This window comes from Vibrio sp. 10N.286.48.C11, from assembly GCF_041469805.1.
GTDB lineage: Bacteria > Pseudomonadota > Gammaproteobacteria > Enterobacterales > Vibrionaceae > Vibrio > Vibrio crassostreae_C.
The window spans coordinates 63361-88610 of the sequence record NZ_JBFRLK010000047.1; the positions used below are offsets into that span (position 1 = coordinate 63361).

The 25250-nt window shown below is 44.2% G+C and carries 26 protein-coding genes and 1 tRNA gene; 15 read left to right on the forward strand and 12 right to left on the reverse strand.

The genetic code is table 11. From position 1 onward, the window contains the following. Positions 1–23 precede the first annotated feature (23 nt). Complete coding sequence (locus AB4209_RS13245; protein ID WP_017063737.1) at positions 24–989, reverse strand: calcium/sodium antiporter; 966 nt, start codon at positions 987–989, stop codon at positions 24–26. Positions 990–1253: 264 nt separating this feature from the next. Between AB4209_RS13245 and mlaF the strand changes: the two genes are divergently transcribed. The 8 genes from mlaF (at position 1254) to AB4209_RS13285 (ending at position 6733) form a co-directional block, all read left to right on the forward strand. Beyond that, the gene (gene mlaF / locus AB4209_RS13250; protein WP_017058919.1) at positions 1254–2048 is read left to right on the forward strand and encodes a phospholipid ABC transporter ATP-binding protein MlaF; all 795 of its coding nucleotides are present in this window, start codon (positions 1254–1256) and stop codon (positions 2046–2048) included. Between the two features lies 1 nt (position 2049). Then, a complete protein-coding gene (mlaE, locus tag AB4209_RS13255; protein ID WP_017058920.1) occupies positions 2050–2829 on the forward strand; it encodes a lipid asymmetry maintenance ABC transporter permease subunit MlaE in 780 nt (259 codons plus the stop codon). Between the two features lie 2 nt (positions 2830–2831). After that, positions 2832–3323, forward strand: a complete 492-nt coding sequence (gene mlaD, locus AB4209_RS13260) for an outer membrane lipid asymmetry maintenance protein MlaD (RefSeq protein ID WP_017058921.1) — start codon at positions 2832–2834, stop codon at positions 3321–3323. 52 nt (positions 3324–3375) lie between these two features. Beyond that, positions 3376–4005, forward strand: a complete 630-nt coding sequence (locus tag AB4209_RS13265) for a phospholipid-binding protein MlaC (protein WP_120459707.1) — start codon at positions 3376–3378, stop codon at positions 4003–4005. Next, the gene (locus AB4209_RS13270) at positions 4005–4313 is read left to right on the forward strand and encodes a lipid asymmetry maintenance protein MlaB (protein ID WP_017058923.1); all 309 of its coding nucleotides are present in this window, start codon (positions 4005–4007) and stop codon (positions 4311–4313) included. Before AB4209_RS13265 ends, AB4209_RS13270 begins: the two co-directional genes overlap by 1 nt. A gap of 13 nt (positions 4314–4326) precedes the next feature. After that, on the forward strand, positions 4327–4581 hold the full coding sequence (gene ibaG, locus AB4209_RS13275; RefSeq protein WP_017058924.1) for a BolA family iron metabolism protein IbaG: 255 nt from the start codon (positions 4327–4329) through the stop codon (positions 4579–4581). 8 nt (positions 4582–4589) lie between these two features. Next, positions 4590–5855, forward strand: coding sequence for a UDP-N-acetylglucosamine 1-carboxyvinyltransferase (murA, locus tag AB4209_RS13280; protein WP_017058925.1), 1266 nt, complete (start codon positions 4590–4592; stop codon positions 5853–5855). A gap of 152 nt (positions 5856–6007) precedes the next feature. Beyond that, a complete protein-coding gene (locus AB4209_RS13285) occupies positions 6008–6733 on the forward strand; it encodes a 1-acylglycerol-3-phosphate O-acyltransferase (RefSeq protein ID WP_136989336.1) in 726 nt (241 codons plus the stop codon). Between the two features lie 125 nt (positions 6734–6858). Here AB4209_RS13285 and AB4209_RS13290 read toward each other — a convergent pair whose 3' ends face one another. From AB4209_RS13290 to arcA, 5 genes are all read right to left on the reverse strand, one after another. Continuing rightward, a complete protein-coding gene (locus tag AB4209_RS13290; protein WP_004735319.1) occupies positions 6859–7248 on the reverse strand; it encodes a RidA family protein in 390 nt (129 codons plus the stop codon). A gap of 136 nt (positions 7249–7384) precedes the next feature. Then, a complete protein-coding gene (gene pyrI, locus AB4209_RS13295) occupies positions 7385–7846 on the reverse strand; it encodes an aspartate carbamoyltransferase regulatory subunit (protein ID WP_017058927.1) in 462 nt (153 codons plus the stop codon). Between the two features lie 12 nt (positions 7847–7858). Next, complete coding sequence (pyrB, locus tag AB4209_RS13300; protein WP_012604860.1) at positions 7859–8788, reverse strand: aspartate carbamoyltransferase; 930 nt, start codon at positions 8786–8788, stop codon at positions 7859–7861. Between the two features lie 287 nt (positions 8789–9075). Continuing rightward, on the reverse strand, positions 9076–10080 hold the full coding sequence (locus AB4209_RS13305; protein ID WP_017066667.1) for an ornithine carbamoyltransferase: 1005 nt from the start codon (positions 10078–10080) through the stop codon (positions 9076–9078). Positions 10081–10237: 157 nt separating this feature from the next. After that, positions 10238–11458, reverse strand: a complete 1221-nt coding sequence (gene arcA / locus AB4209_RS13310) for an arginine deiminase (protein ID WP_017069412.1) — start codon at positions 11456–11458, stop codon at positions 10238–10240. A 576-nt stretch (positions 11459–12034) separates the two neighbouring features. Here arcA and rraB point away from each other — a divergent pair. Further along, positions 12035–12451, forward strand: a complete 417-nt coding sequence (gene rraB / locus AB4209_RS13315; RefSeq protein ID WP_017058930.1) for a ribonuclease E inhibitor RraB — start codon at positions 12035–12037, stop codon at positions 12449–12451. A 124-nt stretch (positions 12452–12575) separates the two neighbouring features. Beyond that, positions 12576–13370 (forward strand): glycosyl hydrolase 2 galactose-binding domain-containing protein, encoded by a 795-nt coding sequence (locus AB4209_RS13320; protein WP_372056170.1) that lies wholly within the window; start codon positions 12576–12578, stop codon positions 13368–13370. Between the two features lie 49 nt (positions 13371–13419). Here the strand turns inward: AB4209_RS13320 and AB4209_RS13325 are convergent, their stop codons facing one another. The 5 genes from AB4209_RS13325 to pepA form a co-directional block, all read right to left on the reverse strand. Continuing rightward, on the reverse strand, positions 13420–13914 hold the full coding sequence (locus AB4209_RS13325) for a GNAT family N-acetyltransferase (RefSeq protein ID WP_017066666.1): 495 nt from the start codon (positions 13912–13914) through the stop codon (positions 13420–13422). A gap of 47 nt (positions 13915–13961) precedes the next feature. Beyond that, positions 13962–14366: a DUF2061 domain-containing protein gene (locus tag AB4209_RS13330; protein WP_017058933.1), complete on the reverse strand. Its 405-nt coding sequence runs from the start codon at positions 14364–14366 to the stop codon at positions 13962–13964. A 228-nt stretch (positions 14367–14594) separates the two neighbouring features. Then, positions 14595–17468 (reverse strand): valine--tRNA ligase, encoded by a 2874-nt coding sequence (locus AB4209_RS13335; RefSeq protein WP_017063742.1) that lies wholly within the window; start codon positions 17466–17468, stop codon positions 14595–14597. Positions 17469–17570: 102 nt separating this feature from the next. Continuing rightward, positions 17571–18020, reverse strand: coding sequence for a DNA polymerase III subunit chi (locus tag AB4209_RS13340; protein WP_017066664.1), 450 nt, complete (start codon positions 18018–18020; stop codon positions 17571–17573). A 99-nt stretch (positions 18021–18119) separates the two neighbouring features. After that, a complete protein-coding gene (gene pepA, locus AB4209_RS13345; RefSeq protein ID WP_017058936.1) occupies positions 18120–19640 on the reverse strand; it encodes a leucyl aminopeptidase in 1521 nt (506 codons plus the stop codon). A 192-nt stretch (positions 19641–19832) separates the two neighbouring features. On the opposite strand from pepA, the gene lptF reads away from it, so the two are divergent. Next, on the forward strand, positions 19833–20933 hold the full coding sequence (gene lptF / locus AB4209_RS13350) for an LPS export ABC transporter permease LptF (RefSeq protein ID WP_372056172.1): 1101 nt from the start codon (positions 19833–19835) through the stop codon (positions 20931–20933). A 3-nt stretch (positions 20934–20936) separates the two neighbouring features. Beyond that, positions 20937–22007: an LPS export ABC transporter permease LptG gene (gene lptG / locus AB4209_RS13355; protein WP_017058938.1), complete on the forward strand. Its 1071-nt coding sequence runs from the start codon at positions 20937–20939 to the stop codon at positions 22005–22007. Positions 22008–22071: 64 nt separating this feature from the next. Here lptG and AB4209_RS13360 read toward each other — a convergent pair whose 3' ends face one another. Next, entirely contained in the window at positions 22072–22548 is a 477-nt protein-coding gene (locus tag AB4209_RS13360; RefSeq protein ID WP_017058939.1) for an RDD family protein, read from the reverse strand. Between the two features lie 194 nt (positions 22549–22742). On the opposite strand from AB4209_RS13360, the gene AB4209_RS13365 reads away from it, so the two are divergent. The 3 genes from AB4209_RS13365 to AB4209_RS13375 all read left to right on the forward strand — a co-directional run bounded on the left by AB4209_RS13365 (position 22743) and on the right by AB4209_RS13375 (position 25040). Beyond that, a tRNA-Leu gene (locus tag AB4209_RS13365) sits at positions 22743–22827 on the forward strand. Between the two features lie 468 nt (positions 22828–23295). Further along, a complete protein-coding gene (locus tag AB4209_RS13370) occupies positions 23296–23703 on the forward strand; it encodes a VOC family protein (RefSeq protein WP_017055297.1) in 408 nt (135 codons plus the stop codon). Positions 23704–23786: 83 nt separating this feature from the next. After that, the gene (locus AB4209_RS13375) at positions 23787–25040 is read left to right on the forward strand and encodes an HD-GYP domain-containing protein (RefSeq protein ID WP_372056174.1); all 1254 of its coding nucleotides are present in this window, start codon (positions 23787–23789) and stop codon (positions 25038–25040) included. Positions 25041–25250: the final 210 nt, after the last annotated feature.

A 25250-nucleotide genomic window follows, 5' to 3' on the forward strand; every position in this document is an offset into this window, starting at 1 on the left:
AGTACGGGAAGTTAAATCAACAATTAAGCCGACATGTTCATTAATAGGTAACTTTGGTAGGCCACGAACGTCACAATTAACACGCCGCCTTCAATACGATTCACACTACGAGATTTTCCTAGTGCCATCACAACAAGTAGTAGCGATACGCCTAGCATTACCCAGAAGTCACGACCCATAGCGAACTCGCTCAAGATCGAAGGGTTTAGGATGCCCGGGATACCCATAACAGCAAGGATGTTGAATACGTTTGAACCAATGATATTACCTACAGCCATATCATCTTCACCCTTCATAACGCCGGCTAGTGATGCTGCAAGTTCAGGAAGGCTAGTACCAACAGCAATGATGGTTAAACCAATGACAAGGTCGCTCATGCCGAAGAACTTCGCGATGATCACAGCGTTATCTACCAGCATATCAGCAGCTAAAGGTAGGACGATTAGACCAATCACGACCCACATTGCAGCCTTAGGGTTACTTACGCCTTCAGGGATCTCTGATTCTTGCTCATCAAGGAAAGCATCGCCGTTCTTTTTCTCGCTGCGGCTGATTTGCAACATAGCAAACAAAAACGCGGCAAAAAGAACAAACAACAACACGCCTTCATAGAAGCCTAAATGGTTATCCCACAATAGGGCGCCCGCTAGCAGAGTGACACCGATCATTAATGGTAGTTCACGACGAATCACGCCTGAGCTAATCGATAACGGCTTGATAAGGGCTGTAATACCTAAAATCAGCGCGATGTTGGCGATGTTAGAGCCCAGTACGTTGCCTACAGCTGTATCTGTTTTGCCATCAAGGGCTGCTGTCGCAGAAACCATCATTTCAGGAGCCGAAGACCCCATTGCTAAGATCGTCATACCGATAACTAGTGGTGAAATACCGAAGTTGCGAGCAAGAGCAGCGGCACCGTAAACCAGCTTATCTGCACTCCACACCAAAAAACCTAGACCGATAATAAGAAACGCAATCGCTTCAAGCATGATGATTCCTAAAAAATTAATAAAAACGGAGAATTAACCGCTAATTTTGACCTGTTGCTAGATAAAAGGGAAGTCACTCGGCAAATTAATTACCAGTTAGCAGGCAAGAAAGAGAGATCAATAGATAATTTCCTAATGCTTTCAAATCCCTGCATAGATTCCTGTTTAATATGAATTAATTGAACAGTGCTTTTAATTCTAAAGTAGACTCATTATTATTGCAGCCATAATTGGCGTTTTTTAAAGCAAGGAAACAACAAAAATATGTTGAACACTGAGCTTGTGAAAGTTAAGAACCTCAGCTTCTCACGCGGTGACCGCGTTATCTTTGATGACATCAGTTTAGAGGTGCCTCAAGGCAAGATAACCGCCATCATGGGGCCGTCTGGGATCGGCAAAACGACTTTACTGCGTTTGATCGGTGGGCAACTGCCGCCAGATGAAGGCGAAGTTTGGTTTGATGGTGACAATATCCCTGCATTATCACGTCGAAAGCTATATCAAGCACGTAAGAAAATGAGCATGCTATTCCAATCGGGTGCGCTTTTTACGGATCTCAATGTCTTTGATAATGTGGCGTTTCCGCTGCGAGAGCACACTGAACTTAATGAAAAATTCATTCGTACCATCGTATTACTTAAGCTTGAAGCGGTAGGATTACGTGGTGCTGCGCAATTGATGCCGAGTGAGTTGTCTGGCGGAATGGCTAGGCGTGCCGCACTGGCGCGCGCAATCGCACTGGATCCAGAACTTATCATGTACGATGAGCCGTTTGTTGGCCAAGATCCCATCACCATGGGCGTATTGGTTGAATTGATACGAAATCTCAATCAAGCCTTGGGCTTAACCTCGATTGTTGTTTCTCACGATGTGCCAGAGGTGATGAGTATTGCTGATTGGGTTTACCTCATGGCAGATAGCAAGATTATTGCCGCTGGAACACCTGATGAGTTGTACAACAATAGCGATCCGAGAGTGCAGCAATTTTTGCAAGGCGAAGCCGATGGTCCAGTACCATTTAGATTCCCTGCGAAGAGCTTAGAAAAGGATTTGTTTTAATATGATTGTTAAAACTATTGCGGGTGTCGGTAAGCGTACACTTGCGAGCTGTGAGTCATTTGGTCGAGCAAGCCTGATGTTATTTGGGGCTTTGTTTGGCATCCCGCGACTAAAAAACTTCCCCTTATTAGTAAAACAACTTTATAGCGTTGGCGTTCAGTCATTGGCTATTATTTTAGTTTCGGGTCTGTTTATCGGCATGGTGCTCAGCCTGCAGGGCTATGTCGTGTTAATTGACTACGGCGCTGAGGGAAACCTTGGTCAAATGGTCGCGCTTTCACTGTTGCGTGAGTTGGGGCCTGTGGTGACTGCGTTATTATTTGCAGGTCGAGCCGGTTCAGCACTCACGGCAGAGATTGGGTTAATGAAGGCAACAGAGCAGATCTCAAGCCTTGAGATGATGGCCGTTGACCCTCTTAAACGCATTATTGCACCACGTCTTTGGGCCGGGCTTATCTCAATGCCATTGCTTGCTATGATTTTTATGGCGGTAGGTATTTGGGGCGGTCAACTGGTTGGTGTTGATTGGAAAGGCATTGATCACGGCAGTTTCTGGTCTGCGATGCAGTCTTCAGTAGAACTTGGCCGAGATATTGGTAACAGCATGATCAAATGTATGGTCTTCGCTATCACCGTAACTTGGATCGCACTTTTCAATGGTTATGACGCAGTACCGACTTCAGAAGGTATCAGTCAGGCAACCACACGCACTGTAGTGCACTCTTCTCTAGCGGTACTAGGGCTAGATTTTGTTCTTACCGCATTGATGTTTGGGAATTAATCATGCAACAAACTCGAAAATTAGAATTATGGGTCGGCACCTTTGTTATTGCCGGAATTTGCGCAATCTTAATCATGATCTTTCAAGTCGCTGACGTAAAAGGCATAGGTTCGAACCATACTTACAATCTAAAAGCGACCTTTGACAACATTGGCAGCCTAAAAGTTCGTTCTCCAGTGAAAGTGGGTGGCGTCGTTGTTGGACGAGTTAAAAGCATTGAGCTTGATACCGAGAGCTACCTTCCTGTCGTTGAACTGTCTATTGACGGGAAGTACTCACAATTTCCAGATACCTCTAGTGCTCAAATTTTAACATCTGGCTTAATTGGTGAGCAGTACATTAGTCTGGTTCCAGGCTTCATTTTTGATGATGAAGAGATGTTGGTCGATGGTGATTCAATTGAAGACACTAAGTCAGCATTGGTACTAGAAGATTTGATTGGCCAAGTGCTGTATAGCGTTGGTGGTTCTAATGACAGCGAAGCTAAGGAATAAGATAATGTTGAAAACTATTAGTTATTTAAAAGCTATTGGTTACTTGAAATCAATGTTTATGGCGGCAATGGCGTTGCTTATTTCTACCCAAGCCTTTGCTGCAGAATCGATTGACCGTACTCAGCCTTACCAGATGATGACTCAAGTTGCCGAAGTGGCATTTGAGCGTTTGAAGAGTGAACAAGACAACATCCACCAAGATCCAGAGTTATTGAAGGTCATCGTGGAAGAAGAGTTGATGCCTTATGTGAATGCACAATATGCAGCTCTTAAGTTACTTGGACCAAACTTGAAAGGCGCGGATAGAAAAGACGTGGGCGTGTTTATCGATTCATTCCGTAAATACCTTGTTTCTTCTTATGCCCAAGTGCTGACTCAATACACAGATCAGACGATTGAATTTGGTCCAGAACCAAAAATCAAAGCGGATAGCCGCATTACCAGTATCAAGGTCGACATCATCGATACGCCGCGACCAAACATTAAGCTTGAATTTAAGCTTCGCAAAGACAAGAAATCTGGCGAGTGGAAAGCATTTGATATGGTTGCCGAAGGTATTAGCTTGTTGTCGAGCAAGCAATCGGAGTGGAATACTAAGATTCGTCAAGAAGGCATCTTACAAGTTGCAGACGAACTAGAGAAATTAGCCGCACAACCGATTCGTTTTGAGAGTAACAAATAATGAGCCATTCTCAATGGCAAGCACTAAGCTCTAAAGAGTATCAACTGTTCGGTGATTTAGACCGAGACAGTGTCCCTGCAATCTGGCGTATATTGGAAAAGTGGCAAACGACGGAATCGAGCGTTGAAATTGACCTTAGCCATATAAATCGAGTCGATTCAGCAGGAATGGTGATGCTAATTCACTTATTAGAGCATGCAAAAAATCAAAACTGTCATATAATGCTCAGTTTCGTGCCAGAACAATTACGAACGTTGTTCCAATTGAGCAATATCCAGCCAATGATGGCAGAACACATAAAAAATTAGGCAGGAGCTATTTGTGGACAGCACAAAAGTACAAGAATTATTAGCAGAAGCACTGAACCTTCAGGAAATTTTCGTGAAAGGGGAAGGCAGTCATTACGAAGTTGTTGCGGTTGATCCATGTTTTGACGGCATGAATCGAGTTAAGAAGCAGCAACTAATCTACGGCCCACTAATGGAATACATTCAACGCAATGACATCCATGCTCTTTCTATTAAGGCTTTCACGCCGGAAGAGTGGGAACGTGATAAGAAACTGATGTCACTTTAAGGTTTATGATGGAAAAGTTTCGAGTTATTGGATCGGATAAGCCGCTAAGCGGTGAAGTGACGATCTCAGGCGCAAAAAATGCAGCGCTACCTATCTTATTTGCTTCAATTCTTGCTGAAGAGCCAGTGGAAGTAAGTAACGTTCCTCACCTACGTGACATCGATACTACGATGGAACTGCTTAAGCGTTTAGGCGCAAAAGTATCGCGTAATGGTAGTGTTCATGTTGATGGCAGCGAAATTAATGAATTTTGTGCGCCTTACGATTTAGTGAAAACAATGCGTGCTTCTATCTGGGCTTTAGGTCCTCTAGTCGCTCGTTTTGGTGAAGGTCAAGTGTCACTTCCAGGCGGTTGTGCAATTGGTGCTCGACCTGTTGATCTGCATATCCACGGCCTAGAGCAACTAGGTGCGACCATTAAGTTGGAAGATGGTTATGTGAAAGCAAGTGTTGATGGCCGTCTGAAAGGCGCGCACATCGTGATGGATAAAGTAAGTGTGGGTGCCACCATTACTATCATGTGTGCAGCAACGCTAGCGGAAGGAACAACAGTACTCGATAACTCAGCGCGTGAGCCTGAGATTGTTGATACGGCTGACTTCCTAAACAAACTGGGTGCTAAAATTTCTGGCGCAGGTACAGATACGATTACTATCGAAGGCGTTGAACGTCTTGGTGGTGGCCAACACTCTGTGGTTGCTGACCGTATTGAAACAGGTACTTTCCTGGTTGCTGCTGCTGTTTCTGGCGGTAAAGTGGTTTGTCGCAACACCAACGCTCATCTTCTTGAAGCTGCCTTAGCGAAGCTTGAAGAAGCGGGTGCGAAGGTTGAAACGGGCGAAGACTGGATCAGTCTTGATATGACGGGTCGTGAACTGAAAGCGGTGAAAATCGTAACGGCACCTCACCCTGGTTTCCCAACCGACATGCAAGCACAGTTTACTCTGCTTAACATGATGGCGAAGGGCAGTGGTGTTATCACTGAGACTATCTTTGAAAACCGTTTTATGCACATTCCTGAGTTACAGCGAATGGGTGCAAAAGCGGAAATCGAAGGTAACACGGCTATCTGTGGTGAAACGGAAAAACTGAGCGGCGCTCAAGTAATGGCAACGGACCTTCGCGCATCTGCGAGCCTTGTTATTGCTGGCTGTATTGCTCAAGGTGAAACCATCGTTGACCGTATTTATCACATCGATCGTGGCTACGATAAGATTGAAGATAAATTGTCAGCCTTAGGCGCAAACATTACACGATTTAGTGAGTCGAACTAACCTAGGTTAGTGGATTCATGAATCAGTAAGATGAAAACATAAAAGTCGGAACCTTGGTTTCGGCTTTTTTATAGTTGTATTTACCGCGAGTAAATCTATTGCTCATTTTTGCGCGAATAGATGAATCAACTTGGCGGTCGGTGAGGAACAAAATGATAGCAATATTACGTATTTTCGCAGTGGCGATATTTGCGATTCTTATGTTTGTATTTGGTTGTGGTTACTGCCTATTAAGTCCACGCAACCCGAAACACGTATTTACCTTTGGCCGTTATTTCGGTCGCATGTCGAAGATCTTCGGCATGAAGTTAGAGCTTCGCATCCCAGAAGATGCCTACTCTCGCGGCCAACATGTTTATGTGGCGAACCACCAAAACAGCTGGGATCTATTCACGATTTCATCAGCGGTAACGCCAAAAGTGGTAACTGTTGGTAAGAAAAGCCTAGTGTGGATGCCTCTATTTGGTCAGCTTTACTGGTTGACGGGTAACATCCTAATTGACCGTGCTAACCGTAGCAAAGCGGTAGGTACGATTGATCAGGTCGTGACGAGTCTAAAAGAGAGCGATGTTTCAGTTTGGATGTTCCCTGAAGGCACTCGTTCTCGTGGCCGTGGTCTGCTGCCATTCAAAACAGGTGCATTCCATGCTGCGATTGGTGCTGGCTTGCCTATCATCCCTATCGTGTGTAGCTCAACAGGTGGCGTGAAGCTAAACCGTTGGAACAATGGTCACGTGATTGTTGAAATGCTGCCACCAATCAGCACTGAAGGCTACGACAAGTCTAATATTCGTGAACTGGCTAACCTAGCCCGTGAGCAGATGGCTGCTAAGCTTGAAGAGTTAGACAAAGAAGTGGTTGAGCTTAATAAAAAGTAATTATCTAAGCGAAACGATGAACAATAAAAAAGGTTGCCAACTGGGCAACCTTTTTTTGTATCTAATAAACACTCAGTATTACGCTAAGTCGTTTATTAGAAGGTGTTTAATCTAAAGATTAAAACCTATTTGCGAACCGCAATAGCTTCGATCTCGATACCTACATCTTTTGGCAGACGAGCTACTTCAACACATGAACGTGCAGGGTAGTTTGCAACGCCGTGCTCATCGAAGAATTTACCGTAAACTTCGTTTACTGTGCCGAAGTCGTTTAGGTCTTTAACGAATACCGTTAGTTTTACGATGTCTTTTACAGTCAGGCCTGAAGCTTCAACAACCGCTTGAACGTTGTCTAGAGATTGGCGAGCTTGCTCTGCGATATCAGCAGATACTTCACCAGTTGCTGGATTTACTGGGATTTGACCAGAAGTCAGTACCATGTTGCCAAGGTCAACGCCTTGTACGTATGGGCCGATTGCAGCTGGAGCAGATTCTGTGTGAAGTACTTTAGTCATTGGTTTATTCCATCAGTTATTAGATAAAAATCAATTTTCAGTGTGCCTTCAAACTTTGGATAGGTAAAGCGCAAAATACCCCGCACAGGCGAGGTATTTGATAGTTTTTACATTCGGTCTGCTTTGCCGTATGACGTTATCTTTCTGTTACGATCTCGCGAGAGAAGACTTTTTCGCAATACTTACACTTCAATCGAATATCTTCTTTCTTTTCAAAGATCTTAAAGCTACTTTCAACCGGTTCATTGTGAGTAATACAGTTGGTGTTTGGACACTCGAACACATCGTTGATTTGCTCAGGAAGTTCTAGTGGTAGTTTCTTAACCACTTCGTAATCTTCGATTTGATTCACTGTTGCGTGAGGCGCATAAAGTGCCAGCTTGCTCGCCTGTTCTTCTGTGATAAACACATTCTCAATCTTGAGCAGGTCTTTTCCGCCTAGTGCAGAAGACGGTAGATTCAGGCCAATCGTCACGCGCTGATGAGAATTGTGCATGTCGAACAGTTTTAGAACCTTGATCCCGATATTGGCTGGGATATGGTCGATAACAGTACCGTTTCTGATTGCTTCAACTTTTAATTGAGTCTCTTTAGACATTATATCTCTCCTCTACAGCGTTTCGTTAAGAACAAGGGCTAGCAATGCTTCACGGGCGTAAACACCATTCTCTGCTTGCTGGAAGTAGTAAGCGTAAGGTGTTTTATCGACATCGACAGTAATTTCATCAACGCGAGGAAGAGGGTGCAGAACCTTCAGGTTATCGCGTGCATTTTCCAGCATCGAAGCGGTCAGGATGTATGCGGATTTTATGTGCGCGTATTCTGACTCATCGAAGCGCTCTTTTTGAACTCGAGTCATGTACAAGACATCGAGCTCAGGAATCACATCTTCCATGTCCGTCAATAGTTGGTACTTGATGCCCGCTTCATCAAGCTCTTCGCAAATGTAGTCTGGCATCGCTAGAGCTTCTGGAGCCACGAAGTAGAAACAGATGTTGTCGAACTTCGCTAGTGCTTGAGTCAATGAGTGAACCGTACGGCCGTACTTAAGGTCACCAACGAATGCAACGTTTAGGTTGTCGAGGCGGCCTTGTGTCTCAGCGATAGAGAATAGGTCTAGTAACGTTTGTGTTGGGTGTTGGTTTGCGCCGTCACCTGCGTTAATAACAGGTACACCGTTTGAGAACTCAGAAGCCAGACGCGCTGCGCCTTCTTGAGGGTGACGCATCACGTAAGCGTCAACGTATGAAGAGATAACCTGTACCGAGTCCGCTAGCGTTTCGCCTTTCTTTGCCAAAGAAGTGTTACCACCACTGTCGAAACCAATCACATCACCACCGATGCGTTGAATCGCAGTTTCAAAAGAGAGACGAGTTCGTGTAGAAGGTTCGAAGAAGCAGCTGGCAACAACTTTGTTCTTGATGAGTTCTGGGTTTGGTTCAGCCTTTAGCTGACCTGCCGTTTGAACAATTAATTCTAGCTCTTCACGAGAAAGCTCTGGAATTGAGATGATGTGCTTTTGATAGAGCGAGTTCGCCATGATCTTCTTCCCCACAATAATGTATTGGCCATAAAAAAGCCCCCCATAATGGGAGGCTTTAAAAAAGTGCTGAAAAGCAGAATAGACGGCCTGGTAAGCATCTTAGCTTACGAGCAATATTTGGTGTTTTCACAATATTACTATGTGTTTTCACAATATCATTATGTTTTATCACAACATTGCTTGGCGTCATTTTCATTACTCTCAGACAAATTGCCGAGAATTATACGCTTTCAATTTGTGAGCGCAAGCGATTACATCAAGCTTTTGTTTACTTTCAGTATTCGCTATTGACCCAGTGTCGCAACCATTACCGCTTTGATGGTATGCATGCGATTCTCAGCTTCATCAAACACAATTGAGTAATCCGATTCAAATACTTCATCAGTAACTTCTAAACCGTTCATTCCATACTTATCTGCGACTTGCTGGCCGATCACGGTTTCATTGTTATGGAAAGCGGGTAGGCAGTGCATGAATTTCACTTGAGGATTGCCAGTGAGCTTAATGACATCCATATTCACTTGGTATGGTTTCATTACCGCTACACGTTCGTCCCAAGCTTCAGGGGCCTCGCCCATTGAAACCCAAACATCGGTATAAAGGAAATCACAGCCTTGAACACCTTCAGCAACGTCTTCTGTCAGCGTGATGTTGGCACCTGTGCTTTGCGCGATAGCTTGGCACTCTTCAACAAGCTGCTCTTCTGGCCAGAATGCTTTAGGCGCGACAAGGCGAATATCCATGCCCATCTTCGCGGCTCCGACTAACAGAGAGTTACCCATGTTATTGCGTGCATCGCCTAGGTAAGCAAAGCTGATTTGGTGCAGATGTTTTCCGCGACCATGCTCAAGCATAGTGAGGAAATCAGCCAAAATCTGAGTAGGGTGGAACTCATCGGTTAAACCATTCCAAACCGGCACGCCCGCATAAGCGCCTAAGTCTTCAACGATACTTTGGCCAAAGCCACGATATTCAATGCCATCGTACATGCGTCCCAATACACGCGCCGTATCTTTCATTGATTCTTTTTGACCAATCTGAGAACCAGAAGGGCCAAGGTAAGAGACTTGAGCACCTTGATCAAAGGCGGCCACTTCAAACGCACATCGTGTTCGAGTTGATGCTTTCTCGAAGATCAAAGCAATGTTTTTGCCGTTGAGTTTCTTCTGCTCAGTGCCTGCATACTTAGCTTTTTTTAGGTCAGCAGACAGGTCGAGTAAAAACTGAATCTCTTTAGGAGTAAAGTCGAGAAGTTTTAGAAAGTTACGATTGCGAAGATTAAAGGCCATCTCTCGCTCCTTGCGTATATAGAATCAATGAAGAACTTAGTTAAACATAAAAATGCTATATTTGTGAATATTTATTTTATTAATTTGATAAAAAAGGCCAGTAAATGAATAGTGGCCTAGATAAGATTATTGAGTCTGTTTAACTGAGCTCTTTGACTTAGATACCGTCTCTTTCGATAGGGCAACTCATACAGCGCGCGCCGCCACGACCACGGCCTAGCTCGTTGCCAGGAATCGTTAGAACTTCGATACCCGCTTTGTCGTATTTCTCATTGGTGTAAACATTACGCTCATAACCAATCACGGTACCAGGTTTCACTGTCAGTACGTTGTTAGCGTCATTCCACTGTTCACGCTCAGCTTCGTAGTTATCACCGCCGGTAGTGATGATCTTCAGTTGATCAAGGCCTAGTGCGCCTTCAATCGCTGACAGGTAGTTTTCAGCTTTCTCGACACGCATTTCGCCGTTTTCTTTTGGCGTTAAGCGCCAAGTGTCGAGGTCTTTACGAACGATCTCTGGATAGACAGAGAACGTGTCGATATCCATGTGTGTCATCACCGTATCAAGGTGCATACAAGAGCGGTGTTTTGGTAGATCGATCGCAATCACTTCGCTCGCTTGGCCTGATCTAAATAGGCTAGCCGCTAGGTTTTCGACACCTTGTGGTTTCGTACGCTCTGAAATACCAACCAGTACCGCACCTTTACCGATAACCAGTACGTCACCGCCTTCAATGTTAGCGTTGTCGTAGTGAAGGTCTTCGTCACCAAAGTACTTAATGAAATCTTGGCCTGCGAACACTGGGTGCCAGCGGTAGATAGCACGCAGGTGGTTCGTTTCACGTTGACGTGCAGGCTTCATCATTGGGTTAAGCGATACACCACCGTAAACCCAGCAAGAAGTATCTCGCGTAAATAGGTGGTTAGGCAGTGGCTCGATAACGAAATCGAGTGGTCGATGCATTTTAGGCAGCATCGATGATGATTTGATAGGAAGCTCAGAGTAGGCCAAGCCACCGAGTAAGATCGTTGCTAGATGCTCATTATCCATTTGAGCAAGGTAGTTTCTTAAGTCACGGGCGAAAGTCGGCCCATAACGGAAATCTGAGATTTGAGTATTCAGCAACCACTCACGAGCCTGAGATACGGCAAGCGTTTCTACTAGCAGGTCATGCAGCAGTAGTACTTCTACGTCTTGGCTGCGCAGCGTTTCTGCAAAGGCATCATGTTCTTCACCAGCGGCTTCAACGGCAAGTACATCATCAAATAGAAGATCATGACAGTTTGAAGGGGTGAGGTGGGTGAGTGCTCTTTCAGGTCTATTTAGGAGAACTCGTCTCAATTGACCGACTTCGGAGCCAACGTACAGCTTACTCATTTTGCATCCTTACTATTAATCCAGCGTCTATTTATGACAAGCTTGTCCGTAATATGCAAGTTTTGTAGATTGAGTTAATACAAGGTATTTGGGTAATAATTGGTCATAAAACCTGTGATTTTTAAGTTTATACAGATTAAATTCCAACTAACTGGCTATCGAACGGAACAACGTTTTTGAGGATCTATGCTCAATTCGTGGCTTGTTAGAATTGAATTTTGCTTATTAATCGTGATTTTTTATTCACTATTATGCACTTTTTGATAACAAGCTGAGGATTTATGCACCCCAAAAGCGGTTTAGCGTATGCACCTAACGTGACTAATCACGCAAGTTTTATTCAATAAGCCCTAAAGTGGCCACAAAAACGAAATGCTAAAATACGGCGCAGTTAATAAAATGTTGAAAATTTGTTTCTGTGATTTTGATTTCACTTTTGAATTGATATTGGCGCTGCGATCTCGCGATAAACTTACCTTTCTAGGCCTGATCTGGGTGGCTTTTCTGGACGATCCGTGCCATATTTCGTGGCAATCAAATTTGATCTTTTCATAGTCAACACTCTGGAGCAGACACATGTCTCACGAAGATGAATATCTATCAGTAGCGGAATTAATTGAATTTCAAAAGGAAGAGACTCGCGACATCATTACAGCATTAATTGAAGATGGTAGCGATCCTGAAGCTCTATACGATATCGAGCATCACCTATTTGCTGAAGATTTCGATGTGCTTGAGAAAGCGGTTGTTGAAGCATTCAAAATGGGCTTTGAAGTGCTTGAAGCTGAAGAGACAGAAGACGAAGATGGCAATAAGCTACTTTGTTGTGATGCAACGATGCAATGTACTCTGAATGCAGAAGCGATTGATGAGCAAGTTGAGAAGCTTGTAAACCTTGCAGAGAAGTTTGACATTATCTACGACGGTTGGGGCACTTACTACGAAGGTGAAGATGCTATCTACCCAGACGAAGATGATGAAGGCGAAGAGTAATTCTTTCCCAATTTTAAAAAATGCCAGCCTCGAGCTGGCATTTTTTACCCTCAGAAAAATAAATGTCTTTATATGCATTCATTCATTATAATGCGGTCAAAATTGATCTAGCTCAAGGAATGATATGCGGTTGCTTCTCGATGGTCTTTGGCAAATTTCGCCACTGACGGATCTCTCTATCCCACAAGATGACATCACCTTTCCGGCTCCGTTAAGCTCAAAGCTCCCTGATAGCTTGAGTGAAAGTCAAATTGCAGAGCAAGAGTGGCACCTGATGCACGACATCGAAGTGGATGACGCTATGTTAGCGTGTCCATTTGTTGAGTTAGTGATGGCTGGAGTCGATTATTTTGCTGAAGTTCGACTTAATGGTGTGGCTGTTTTTGATTGTGATGGTAGCCAAGCTGAATACCGTAAAGATATCCGTCCTTATATGCAGTCCGGCCGAAACCGTTTCGAGATCCTTTTCCTTGAAGAAGAGGAGAGCCTATTGCTTGAAGAAGACATGGATGACTCTGTATCTTCACAGGCTATCGCTAAATCTGATTCACGCATCGGGATTTGGCAAGCGCCATACCTGCAGTTCGTTCGAAACGTCAAGCTAGAGCAAGTTGTCACAGAGCAGATCTGGCACCACGGTGGTGGCTGTGAGTTTAAAGTGGATGTTATCTATCAAACGCTAAAGGCGGGGTTAGTATCGGCATCCATCAAGTTTAATGGTATGACTCTCGTGATGCCGATTGATGTACGCGCTGAACATACTGGCGCCGTGTTCCAGGTCGAAGCTCCTATCATTTTTGATATTGAGAATCCTAACCCCAAGTATCTATACCCATTAGAAGTGGTACTTGATGGGCAAGAAGAGAGTTCTTTTGTTGCCTTGAACCCAACTTCTTGCGTCAGTAACTTTCTACGTTAACTCCGTATATTTTAGCGTTATCTTCTTTCGCTATAGCGGCGCATTCTGCTTATAACGACTTGGCCATGACAACCTCACAAGCGTCGTGGCCTGTTTCTCCCCAAGCTGACTCAAGATGCTCAAACCCAAGCTTCTCATAGAGTTTGACCGCAGCACCCAAGCACTTCGTCGTTTCTAAATACATGTGTTGATACCCAAGTTGCTTGGCTTGCTTTAAGCTCAAAGCGACAATTCGCTTGGCTAGGCCATGCCCTCGAGTTTGCGGTAAGAAGTACATCTTTTGTAGCTCACACACATTGGGTTTACCTGCTAGAGGGGCAAAGCCACCGCCTCCGACGATCTTTCCGTTGTGTTCGATAACCCAGTACATTGCATTCGCTTGGCTATAGACAGAGTACATATCATCGAGTGTTGGGTCGGCTACGCCATAACCTTTATCTTCTGTGAGTCCATGCTCAGCCGAAACTTGGCGAATGATTTGTGCGATGCTTGGGTTGTCTTGCGGTGTAATGGGTCTAAGGGTGAACTCAGCAATTTGTTCCATGATCTGCCTATGAAAGGGTCACTAATATGTGACCCAATATATGGTGACTAAGCATGTTGGTGCAAACAGAATTGTTGTTGTGCCATTTGGTCGCCTGATTTACGTAACCAGACTTTCTCGTGGAAGTAGTAAGCAACGGTATTTAAAGTTGGCTCTAGCAAAGCCATCACGCCGCCTATGAAAGCATCTCCAGTCAACAAGTAGACAACGGTAAAGGCAACACTAAAGTGGATGGTAGCAAAGCTTGCTGTTTTTAATTTGGTCATCCACTGGCGAGCTTTAAGCGCTGGAACTTGAGCCCACGCCTTTTCATGAAAATAGAAGGCAACAGTATTCACAGAGGGCTCAATCATAGCGATTAAGCTACCAATTAAGATGTCGCCTGTTAGTACATAAGCGACACTAAATGCGATAGTAAAATGTAATGCAGCAAAGGTTAGTGTCTTTTTCATGATAATTACTCAGTCGTTGTGTTGTTTTGATAGGTCTATTATTGAGAATTATTATCATTAAGTATAATGGGAAGTAGAGATTAATTTGATAGATGAAACCTATCAATCAGTGCGGCTAGAGTGAGAAGCATTGGAATATTGGAATCAGGGACATAAAAAAAGGCTGGTCACCAAGACCAACCTTTCTATTTAGACCGAGAAGTTTGAAGCCTTCTCGTTCACTCGGTTTTAAAGCGCAGCGATTGTCGCTTTTTGCTCTTCAAGCTTAACAAGAGTTTCCTTGTAGCCTTCAAGCTTTTCACGCTCTTTCGCGATAACTGCTTCTGGTGCTTTAGCAACGAAACCTTCGTTACCTAGCTTACCTTCGATACGTTTAATCTCGCCGTGAGTCTTAGCGACTTCTTTATCTAGACGAGCAAGCTCTGCATCTTTGTCGATAAGACCCGCCATTGGGATCATCAACTCAGATTTGCCAACCAGTTTAGTTGCACAAGCAGGAGTCTCTTCACCATCAGCTAGAACTTTAATATCGTCTAGCTTAGCTAGAGAAGTAAGAACGATCTTGTTCGCTTCGATACGAGCGGCATCTTTCTCATCAGCAACCTTGATCATTACTTCTAAGCCTTGGCTTGGTGCAATGTCGTATTCCGCACGTAGGTTACGGATAGCAGTGATGAAAGTCTTAACCCATTCGATGTCGTCAACGATCTCAGCATTGAAGTTAGCTTCATTAAACTGAGGAAGCGCTTGAGTCATGATTGTCTCGCCTTCAACGCCGTCTACTAGCGGCTTAACGCTCTGCCAGATAGATTCAGTGATGTAAGGAAGAACAGGGTGAGCAAGACGCAGAGTCTTCTCAAGAACCGTGATAAGCGTGTAACGAGTCGCTTGTTGTTGAGCTTCAGTACCTTTCCAAAGAACAGGTTTAGTTAGCTCTAAGTACCAGTCACAGAATTGGTTCCAGATGAATTCGTAAAGCGTGTTTGCTGCCATGTCTAGACGGTAGTTGTCTAGGTGAGCATTAAACTCTTTCGCTGCAACTTCAAACTGAGACTCAATCCACTTATCGGCTAGAGAGAATTCCATGTTTGCACGGTCTTCTACAGACAGTGACATGCCACAGTCGTGCTCTTCTGTGTTCATCAGTACGTAACGGCTTGCGTTCCATAGCTTGTTACAGAAGTTACGGTAACCTTCAAGACGCTTCATGTCCCAGTTGATGTCACGGCCAGTTGAAGCCATAGCAGCAAGAGTGAAACGCAGTGCGTCAGTACCGTAGGGTTCGATACCGTTTTCGAATGTTTTACGTGTGTTCTTTTCGATCTTAGCAGCCAGTTTAGGTTGCATCATGTTGCCACAACGCTTCTCTACTAGCTCTTCAAGGCCGATGCCGTCAATCATGTCGATTGGGTCAAGTACGTTACCTTTCGACTTAGACATCTTATCGCCGTTTTCATCACGGATAAGACCTGTCATGTAAACAGTTTTGAAAGGTACTTGAGCCTTGCCATCTTCGTCTTTCACGAAGTGCATGGTCATCATGATCATACGAGCAACCCAGAAGAAGATAATATCAAAACCAGATACTAGTACTTCAGATGGGTGGAATGTTTTCAGTGCTTCAGTATCTTCAGGCCAGCCTTGTGTGCCGAACGTCCAAAGTGCAGAAGAGAACCAAGTATCCAGTACGTCGTCGTCTTGCTTAAGCACAACAACAGGCGCTAGGTTGTTCTTTTCACGAACTTCTTCTTCAGTGCGACCTACGTAAACTTTACCATCGTTGTCGTACCATGCTGGGATACGGTGGCCCCACCAAAGTTGACGAGAGATACACCAGTCTTGCACGTCACGCATCCACGCGAAGTACATGTTTTCGTACTGCTTAGGTACGAATTGGATTTGACCATCTTCAACCGCTTTAACTGCAGGTTCTGCAAGAGGTGCTGTGCGCACGTACCATTGGTCAGTCAGCATTGGTTCGATAACCACGCCACCACGGTCGCCGTAAGGGACAGTCAGGTCGTGATCTTTGATCTCTTCAAGAAGACCAAGCTCATCGAATTCAGCAACGATAGCTTTACGTGCAGCAAAACGCTCCATACCTTGGTACTTAGCAGGGATACCTGTTGAGTAAACATCGCTTTCTTCGCCGTTAGTCGTGAAGACTTCAGCAGCATCACGGATATCAGCATTGAACGTTAGGATGTTGATCATCGGTAGGTTGTTGCGCTTACCCACTTCGTAATCGTTAAAGTCATGAGCTGGAGTGATCTTCACACAACCCGTGCCTTTTTCCATGTCTGCGTGCTCATCGCCTACGATAGGGATAAGACGGTTTACAACAGGAAGTAGGATTTCTTTGCCGATAAGATCTTTGTAACGAGGATCTTCTGGGTTAACAGCAACACCAGTATCGCCAAGCATGGTTTCAGGACGAGTCGTCGCAACAACGATGTAGTCTTTACCATCTGCCGTTTTAACACCGTTCGCTAGCGGGTAGCGGAAGTGCCACATGAAACCTTTTTTGTCTTTGTTTTCAACTTCAAGATCCGAGATTGCCGTGTGCAGTTTAGGATCCCAGTTTACTAGACGTTTACCACGGTAGATTAGGTCTTCTTCGTATAGACGAACAAACACTTCTTGAGTCGCAGCCGATAGGCCGTCATCCATAGTGAATCGTTCACGATCCCAATCTACAGATGCACCAAGACGACGAAGTTGTTGAGTGATCGTGCCACCTGATTCGCCTTTCCATTCCCAGATCTTGTCGATGAAAGCTTCACGGCCGTAGTCGTGTTTTGTTTTGCCTTCTTCGGCAGCAATCTTACGCTCAACAACCATTTGAGTTGCGATACCAGCGTGGTCAGTACCCACTTGCCAAAGCGTGTTTTTGCCTTTCATACGTTGAGCACGGATAAGCGTATCCATGATCGTATCTTGGAACGCGTGACCCATGTGTAGGCTGCCAGTGACGTTCGGTGGCGGGATCATGATGCTGTAAGCTTCTTTTGATGTGTCACCGTGTGGCTTAAAGTAGCCTTTCTCTTCCCAAGTCTTATACAGAGCTTGTTCGATTGATGTTGGGTTGTATGTCTTTTCCATAGTGCTCTTAAACGGATACTGTGAATGGTTAATCGTGGTCAAACTTCATAAGTGAAGCTTCTTGAATCTAAATCCAAAGATAGCTTTAACTATGAGGTTTGACTATGGATGTTGAATCTCGATAGTTTGTAGCTGATATCTAGCTTGACGGTAAATTTTATACCTTTCTCGAGCGAGTTGCTTAGCTTTTTCTTCGCAAGGGACGAAGTCTATCACCTGAGCAAAGGCGTTCGCAAAGGTTGTATGATTATCGGCCAGATTAATTACTAGCTGACGATTCCAATTATGTTTTACGCCTTGATAGCCAATTTCGATGTTGGTTGAATACTTCGGGCCTTCGCCAACCAAGTTGTGCGCAATAAAATCACAGGGTTCGACTTGCCAGAAAACTTCAGCAATACGCTCGGCATGCTCTTTGTCATTACAGTTGAGATAAAGTTTAGCGCCTTGTTTTGCAAAGTGCTGAGCAAGAAACAGCACATAGTGAGCAAAACCATCTTCGCTGGCTTGCGGGCTGTCTGAAGGCACAATGTAAAATGTAGCAGTCTGCATACTTAATACTCGAACTGAAAATCGTGGATATCAATGTTACTTGGTTAACAGGGTCTAACAAATAGCGCTTATTAAAAAAGGGCCCGTAGGCCCTTTTTATTATTTTGAAGATTGCTCTTCAGTCTCTTGGCCGCTGCGGTTCAATAAGAATTGGACTAGCATTGAGACAGGACGACCTGTCGAGCCTTTCGCTGCGCCTGACTTCCAAGCTGTACCAGCACTGTCGATGTGTGCCCAGTGGTACTTCTTAGTGAATTTAGACAGGAAACAACCAGCAGTGATTGTGCCGCCAGGACGGCCACCGATGTTCGCCATATCAGCGAATGGGCTGTTTAGCTGCTCATGGTACTCGTCTGCCATTGGTAGACGCCATGCACGGTCACTTGCTTGCTCTGAAGCATTAACAAGTTCGTGAGAAAGTGGGTTGTGGTTCGATAGAACGCCACTGATGTGGTGACCTAGAGCGATAACACATGCGCCAGTTAGCGTAGCAACATCGACAACACAGTCAGGTTCAAAACGCTCAACGTAAGTTAGAGCATCACATAGAACCAAGCGACCTTCAGCATCAGTGTTGAGTACTTCAACCGTTTGGCCTGACATTGTCGTTAGGATATCACCTGGACGGTAAGCATTGCTGCCCGGCATGTTTTCACAACCGGCTAGGATACCAACCACGTTAATAGGCAGGTTCAGCTTAGCCAGTGCTTTCATTGTACCGAATACAGACGCCGCACCACACATGTCGTACTTCATCTCATCCATGCCTTCACCAGGCTTAAGCGAGATACCGCCTGAATCGAAAGTCAGACCTTTACCTACTAATACAATCGGCTTCGCATCTGGATCCGGAGCGCCTTTGTATTCCATGATAGACATCATCGATTCATTTTTAGAGCCACGGCCAACTGCTAGGTATGATGTCATACCCAGTTTTTCCATCTCTTCTTCGCCAATGATCTTAGTCTTCACTGTCTCGTAATCGTCGGCTAAACGACGAGCTTGAGAAGCAAGGTAAGCAGGGTTTGCGATGTTTGGTGGCATGTTGCCTAGATCTTTAGACGCTTTTACACCTGAAGCAATAGCAAGGCCGTGAGATATTGCTTTCTCACCCAGGCTCAATTCGCGACGTGTTGGTACATTGAATACCAATTTACGTAGTGGGCGACGAGTCTCTGGCTTGTTGCTCTTGAATTGGTCAAATGTGTAAAGACCATCTTTAGTCGCTTCTACCGCTTGGCGAACTTTCCAATAAGTGTCGCGACCTTTAACGTGAAGTTCTGTAAGGAAACATACAGCTTCCATAGAACCTGTTTCGTTTAGTGTACTGATGGTTTTTTGGATAATTTCTTTGTATTGACGCTCGCCTAGCTCACGTTCTTTACCACAGCCTACCAGTAGAACACGTTCTGAAAGTACACCAGGTACTTGATGCAGTAGTAGCATCTGGCCAGGTTTACCCTCTAGATCACCGCGACGAAGCAGTGAACTAATGTAGCCATCGCTAATCTTATCTAATTGCTCGGCTACTGGAGAAAGGCGGCGCGGTTCGAATACACCGACAACGATACATGCGCTGCGCTGTTTCTCTGGGCTGCCACTTTTTACACTGAACTCCATGCGTACTCCTACATCCTGAAGACAAATCGAACTAAATGTTAGATAATGGGTTCTTACTTGTTGGATCCTATAATGGAACTAACCTTAAAGAAGAACGCTAACACTTAGCTAAAAATTTAAAAAAATAAAAGGTTCAACGGGAAATTATAGTGATTCAATCAAAAAAACAAGTTTTGTATAGGTAATTTGAGCGTGATTATTGTTAGATATTTGATCCGCGAGACAATCAAGAGCCAATTTGCGATCTTTTTTGTTCTCTTTCTCGTGTTTCTCAGCCAAAAATTCATCAGTGTTTTAGCGGATGCCTCTGATGGTGATATCCCTGCGAGTCTTATATTGTCGATTGTTGGCTTAAATATGCCAGCGATGGGCCTATTGATGCTTCCACTCAGTATCTATATTGGTATTTTGCTTACTTTTGGCCGCCTTTACGCTGAAAGTGAAATAGTGGTCATGAACGCCACCGGTATCGGTAATAAATTCCTGATCCAATCTGCGCTTTACCTCGCTTTAATTACGGCATCTGTTGCAGCCTTTAACTCATTTTGGTTATCTCCTTGGTCACAAGACAAAGTTGAACAAATGTATGAAGAAGTAGCTGCACAGAACAGCGTTGATTTGCTACCAAAAGGTAAGTTTGAAGGTACGCCGGATGGCTCTTCTGTCGTGTTTATTGATGATATCGACGGTAATAAGTTAGAAAACGTGTTCGTAGCTCAAATGCGTCCGCGTGATTCTGTACTGCCAAGTGTGATGTTCTCGAAGTCAGGTGATGTAAAAGAGCTCAGTGATGGTCGCCAAGTGATCGTAATGTACGATGGTACTCGTCATGAAGGCATTCCGACTCGCCTCGACTACAGGGTGACGCACTTTGAAGAATACGAAGGCCTGATTGGTCAGCGTGAAGTTGAGAAGAAAGGTCGAGACTGGGAAGCGATCCCTACGCTTGAACTGATTGGTAACTCAAATAATAGTGCGAAAGCAGAGTTGCAGTGGCGTATTTCTTTGGTACTTTGTATTCCATTGTTGACCATGCTTGTCGTGCCACTGTCTGCGGTAAACCCTCGACAAGGTCGTTTTGCGAAAATCGGCCCAGCAATACTGATTTATCTCACCTATTTCTTAGCAATCAGTGCAACCAAGTCTTCAATCGAAGAGGGGAGCATTCCTGCGGTAATCGGCATGTGGCCAATCAATGCGTTATTGTTATTTGTCGCGATTGGTGCCAACTTTATGGATAGCGTGCCAGTAAGGCGTTTGAAAGAAAAATTCAAGAATAAGAGGTTGGCTTAAGCCGTGTTTAAGATTCTCGATTTATATATAGGCAGAACCATCATCGCAACGACGTCACTGGTATTGGTGACGTTTGTTGGTCTCTCTGGGATCATCAAATATGTAGAACAGCTAAGAAAAGTTGGCCGTGGTACATACGATCTATTACAAGCGCTGTATTTCGTTTTATTGAGTATCCCTCGTGATATCGAAATGTTCTTTCCAATGGCTGCATTGCTTGGCGCATTGATAGGGCTTGGTATGCTTGCTGCAAGTTCTGAGCTTGTCGTTATGCAGGCAGCTGGTTTCTCTAAGTTAGATATCGGCCTATCAGTACTTAAAACAGCTATTCCACTGATGATCGTGGTGACATTGCTTGGTCAATGGGGAGCACCGCAAGCGCAGAAAATGGCTCGTGATTTAAGAACTATCTCGATTGCTGGTGGTAATATTATTTCGACGCAAAGTGGTGTCTGGGCTCGTGATGCCAATGACTTCATCTTCATTGTCAAAATCGATGACCAGAAGCTATATGGAATGAACATGTGGCGCTTTGATGAAAACAAGGCACTTAAAACCGCTATTTATTCTGACGAAGTTGATTACGTTGGAGACAACGTGTGGACGATGAAGGATGTAGAGATCACGTCTTTTGAAAACGAACTTCAAATTACTAAAGAAAGTTTACCGACTTACTCTTGGGAAACGTCATTAGCTCCAGATAAGTTGGCGATAGTAACGGTTAAACCAGAAGAGCTATCGTTAAGTGGGTTGTATGATTATGTTTCTTATCTGAAGGCGTCAGAGCAAGATGCATCACGCTATGAATTGGCGCTGTGGAGAAAGATAACCCAGCCAATTTCGATCGCTGTTATGATGTTGATGGCACTGTCGTTTATCTTTGGTCCTTTGCGTAGTGTGACCATGGGTGCGAGGATTTTGTCAGGTGTTATTGCTGGCTTTACCTTCTATATATCCAGTGAGTTCTTTGGCCCAGTGAGTTTGGTTTATCAAATACCACCCGCCTTTGGCGCAATAGCCCCGAGCGTGGTGTTCCTTGGAATTGCCATCATGCTCTTGAGGCGGAAACTGTAAATAGTAAAAAGGAAGGCATAACGCCTTCCTTTTTTGATCTTGATTGGAGCTAACTTAAATCACATTATCGTGCTTGTGGTAACACAACGACTTCGGTCTTTGCCCAGATATCGTGAAAGCCACGTTTTTCAGGATCGAATGGAACACATAGGTTTGCCAGTCCAAAACCTGAAGTACCTAAACGAATCAGCGCCTGAGTTACTGTGATCGCTGAGCCATCTTTGTTTTGAACGCGCAGCTTCCAAGCTCTCATGCCGAGAGTTTGACCAGCTCTAGTCCAGAAGAACACGAAGAAATATACCCAAACGGCGACTAAGTAAAAGGTATATGCAGGGCTCCAAATCGGATGGTTGGTTAAGAAGTCACTAACATCGGCATAACCGCTGTGGTTAAAAATGCCGAGAGCCATGAGCGCGTGCAGTAGAGCGACAATGACGCCAGCCGCCAACATTTCAATAGCGATTACGATCAGAGCGTCGTAGAACAAGGCACCAAATCGGCGCATGACTCCTGCTGGTGGCAGAGTGTTTGTTGATGTCATGTGTTATTACTTCTTTAAAAATTGAGGCGTCAGAATATAGTTTAAGGCTTAGCCTGAAAAGAGACATGACGCACAGCTTATGACTTAGTGGCGAAATTATCGGCAAACACACATGAATTCAAGTTTTTATACTTGCCACATCAGTTCGCATACGTATAATGCCAAACATCGAAAGGGCAATGCCCCAAGATAATGCCGGTATGGTGAAATTGGTATACACGACGGATTCAAAATCCGTTGCCTTCGGGCGTGGCGGTTCAAGTCCGCCTACCGGTACCAAACATAGAAAGGTCGCTTTTATAGCGACCTTTCGTCGTTTTGGGCGTTTGTGAATTTTAAATCCAGCGTGTCGGCTTGGATGCAAGCCCAGTCAAGTCACCTACCGGCACCATATTTAAATGACAAAGCCTAGATGAAAATCGGGGCTTTGTTGTATCTGGGGTATAGGAAGCATTGCCTTCACGGTGGCGGCAAGAATGCCTGTCCAATCAGTCCGCCTATCGGTACCAAACATAGAAAGGTCGCTTTTATAGCGACCTTTCTATGTTTTGGACGTATGTGAATTTGAAATCCGGCGTGTCGTTGCAGTTGCTCTTCAATCAGACAGATCTTGATGTTTCACTCCTAAATCTCATAATTTCCCTTCGCTATTCGATCTGATAATGAATTAATTATCTTAAATCATGATGTTACCTGTCATTCTCTTTTCTATTGTCTATGTTTAAAGGACTAACAGAGGAGATAGATATGCTGACAGTAACCCCTTACTTGTTTTTTGATGGTCGTTGTAATGAAGCGTTGGATTTTTATCACAAGTGCTTTGGTGGTGTGGTTTTATCTAAGCAGCTTTTTAGTGATGCACCACAGGTAATCGAGGGCGCTCAACCTGATTGGGTTATGCATGCTGAGTTCGAAGCGTTTGGTATGAAGCTGATGATGTCTGATGGTGTTAAGGCAAAAGAACTTGAAGGCAACAATCTCGCTCTCTCTCTTGTGACTGAAGATACCGCGACTCAAGAACAAATCTTTGAAAAGCTCAAGAAGGGAGGGCGGATAATGACTCCACTCGCAGATACTTTTTGGGGGGCTCGATTTGGCAAAGTAGAAGATAAATTCGGTATACGCTGGATGGTGCACTGCGACTCTTTAAGTTGAGCCTGTGAAATTGGATAGTGAAATTGCTGCTTGGTTTTATTAGAATTATAAATAGAGATTAATCATCAATATTATATATAAAAATGGGCAGCATAAAGATTACCGTAGATCGCATTCAGCCCGGTCTGCATATACGACTCCCCGTAAAATGGAATGAACACCCATTTTTATTCAACAGCTTTAAAATCAAAGATGACGCTCAAGTAAAAGTAATTCGACATCTTGGGATTAAGCACGTCTATATAAACCTGAGTCAAAGTGATACCTCACCTTTACCTGTTAATCACGTAGGTGAACAAGAAGTCGATATTGATTCACAGGTAAGCCTTGAAACGGAAAGAATGTGGAAAGATAAGCATGAGCGTATCGAAACCCTTAGCTCTTACCGCCGCAGGGTGAGTCATTGTGAGAGAGAGTTTGAACGTTCGCTTGCTCGAATGCGATCTGTGATGACCAAGATCCGTAACAGACCTTTAGATGCGGTAGGGGAGGTTAAGGCTCTTGTTGATGATATCGTTGAAACTCTAGTGAGCGATGATAACGTCACCTTGCACCTTATGAATGCTAAAGCAGATTTCGAAGATATTTACTTTCATACTCTAAATGTTTCGGTTGTTGCACTGATGATAGGAAAGGCCAAAGGCTATAACACACAACAATTGAAAGACCTCTCATTCGCAGCGTTGTTTCACGATGTAGGCAAGATCAAAATACCAGTCGCGATACTAAGAAAGCAGAGTGCACTAACGGTGCCAGAAGAGAACTACCTGAAGCTTCATACTAAATACGGTGCGGATATTGTATCGGCAATTGATGACTTTCCTGAAAGTGCTAAAAAGGTGATCGCTCAACATCATGAGATGAATGATGGTTCTGGCTACCCCGAGGGCTTAAAAGAACATGAGATTGATGAATTTGCCAAGATAGTCGCCGTGGCTAATGCATTTGATAACCTTTGCCATGGTAAAACGCAATCTCAACAAATGATCCCGTATTTGGCACTGTCCCACCTATATAAGAGCTGCAAGCATCTATATAGCCAAGATAACTTGGGGCTGTTAGTTAAGTTCATGGGAGTCTATCCACCAGGAACTGTAGTACAGCTTTCAAATGACTCGATTGGGATTGTGATATCCGTTAACGCTAAACATATGCTTTATCCAAATGTACTTATCTATGATCCTAGCGTGCCAAGAACCCAAGCTCCGATCATTGACCTCTTTATTAAAGAGATCAAAATCGTTAATGCCGTTCATCCAAGCAAATTACCTGAACAAGTTCGAGAGTATCTAAACCCTAAGGCTCGTTTATCTTACTTTTTTGATAGTGGAGAGTAGTTATCCACAGGTCGTTGTGGGTAATTTGTTCGAAACTTGGGGTGAAAGTGGTATAAATAAGCCCTTGGTTGAAATGTCTTCGCTTAACCTCTTTTTTTAATAAAAAACGCATTTATTGCTTGCCAATATGAGCGGCATCTCTATAATGCCGCCTCACTGACACGGCAGACGCCACAAGGCTTCAGCGAAGAATGTTAGTAAGGCAACTAG

What these genes read in the sequence shown, in the direction of transcription:
- rraB (WP_017058930.1), top strand. Translation starts at nt 12,035, where the DNA reads ATGTCTCACGAAGATGAATATCTATCAGTAGCGGAATTAATTGAATTT.
- AB4209_RS13305 (WP_017066667.1), bottom strand. Translation starts at nt 10,080, where the DNA reads ATGGCCTTTAATCTTCGCAATCGTAACTTTCTAAAACTTCTCGACTTT.
- AB4209_RS13320 (WP_372056170.1), top strand. Translation starts at nt 12,576, where the DNA reads ATGCGGTTGCTTCTCGATGGTCTTTGGCAAATTTCGCCACTGACGGAT.
- murA (WP_017058925.1), top strand. Translation starts at nt 4,590, where the DNA reads ATGGAAAAGTTTCGAGTTATTGGATCGGATAAGCCGCTAAGCGGTGAA.
- AB4209_RS13375 (WP_372056174.1), top strand. Translation starts at nt 23,787, where the DNA reads ATGGGCAGCATAAAGATTACCGTAGATCGCATTCAGCCCGGTCTGCAT.
- AB4209_RS13270 (WP_017058923.1), top strand. Translation starts at nt 4,005, where the DNA reads ATGAGCCATTCTCAATGGCAAGCACTAAGCTCTAAAGAGTATCAACTG.
- AB4209_RS13245 (WP_017063737.1), bottom strand. Translation starts at nt 989, where the DNA reads ATGCTTGAAGCGATTGCGTTTCTTATTATCGGTCTAGGTTTTTTGGTG.
- pyrB (WP_012604860.1), bottom strand. Translation starts at nt 8,788, where the DNA reads ATGGCGAACTCGCTCTATCAAAAGCACATCATCTCAATTCCAGAGCTT.
- AB4209_RS13290 (WP_004735319.1), bottom strand. Translation starts at nt 7,248, where the DNA reads ATGACTAAAGTACTTCACACAGAATCTGCTCCAGCTGCAATCGGCCCA.
- AB4209_RS13265 (WP_120459707.1), top strand. Translation starts at nt 3,376, where the DNA reads ATGTTTATGGCGGCAATGGCGTTGCTTATTTCTACCCAAGCCTTTGCT.
- AB4209_RS13325 (WP_017066666.1), bottom strand. Translation starts at nt 13,914, where the DNA reads ATGGAACAAATTGCTGAGTTCACCCTTAGACCCATTACACCGCAAGAC.
- pyrI (WP_017058927.1), bottom strand. Translation starts at nt 7,846, where the DNA reads ATGTCTAAAGAGACTCAATTAAAAGTTGAAGCAATCAGAAACGGTACT.
- AB4209_RS13340 (WP_017066664.1), bottom strand. Translation starts at nt 18,020, where the DNA reads ATGCAGACTGCTACATTTTACATTGTGCCTTCAGACAGCCCGCAAGCC.
- arcA (WP_017069412.1), bottom strand. Translation starts at nt 11,458, where the DNA reads ATGAGTAAGCTGTACGTTGGCTCCGAAGTCGGTCAATTGAGACGAGTT.
- mlaD (WP_017058921.1), top strand. Translation starts at nt 2,832, where the DNA reads ATGCAACAAACTCGAAAATTAGAATTATGGGTCGGCACCTTTGTTATT.
- AB4209_RS13335 (WP_017063742.1), bottom strand. Translation starts at nt 17,468, where the DNA reads ATGGAAAAGACATACAACCCAACATCAATCGAACAAGCTCTGTATAAG.
- mlaF (WP_017058919.1), top strand. Translation starts at nt 1,254, where the DNA reads ATGTTGAACACTGAGCTTGTGAAAGTTAAGAACCTCAGCTTCTCACGC.
- AB4209_RS13285 (WP_136989336.1), top strand. Translation starts at nt 6,008, where the DNA reads ATGATAGCAATATTACGTATTTTCGCAGTGGCGATATTTGCGATTCTT.
- mlaE (WP_017058920.1), top strand. Translation starts at nt 2,050, where the DNA reads ATGATTGTTAAAACTATTGCGGGTGTCGGTAAGCGTACACTTGCGAGC.
- AB4209_RS13370 (WP_017055297.1), top strand. Translation starts at nt 23,296, where the DNA reads ATGCTGACAGTAACCCCTTACTTGTTTTTTGATGGTCGTTGTAATGAA.
- AB4209_RS13360 (WP_017058939.1), bottom strand. Translation starts at nt 22,548, where the DNA reads ATGACATCAACAAACACTCTGCCACCAGCAGGAGTCATGCGCCGATTT.
- pepA (WP_017058936.1), bottom strand. Translation starts at nt 19,640, where the DNA reads ATGGAGTTCAGTGTAAAAAGTGGCAGCCCAGAGAAACAGCGCAGCGCA.
- AB4209_RS13330 (WP_017058933.1), bottom strand. Translation starts at nt 14,366, where the DNA reads ATGAAAAAGACACTAACCTTTGCTGCATTACATTTTACTATCGCATTT.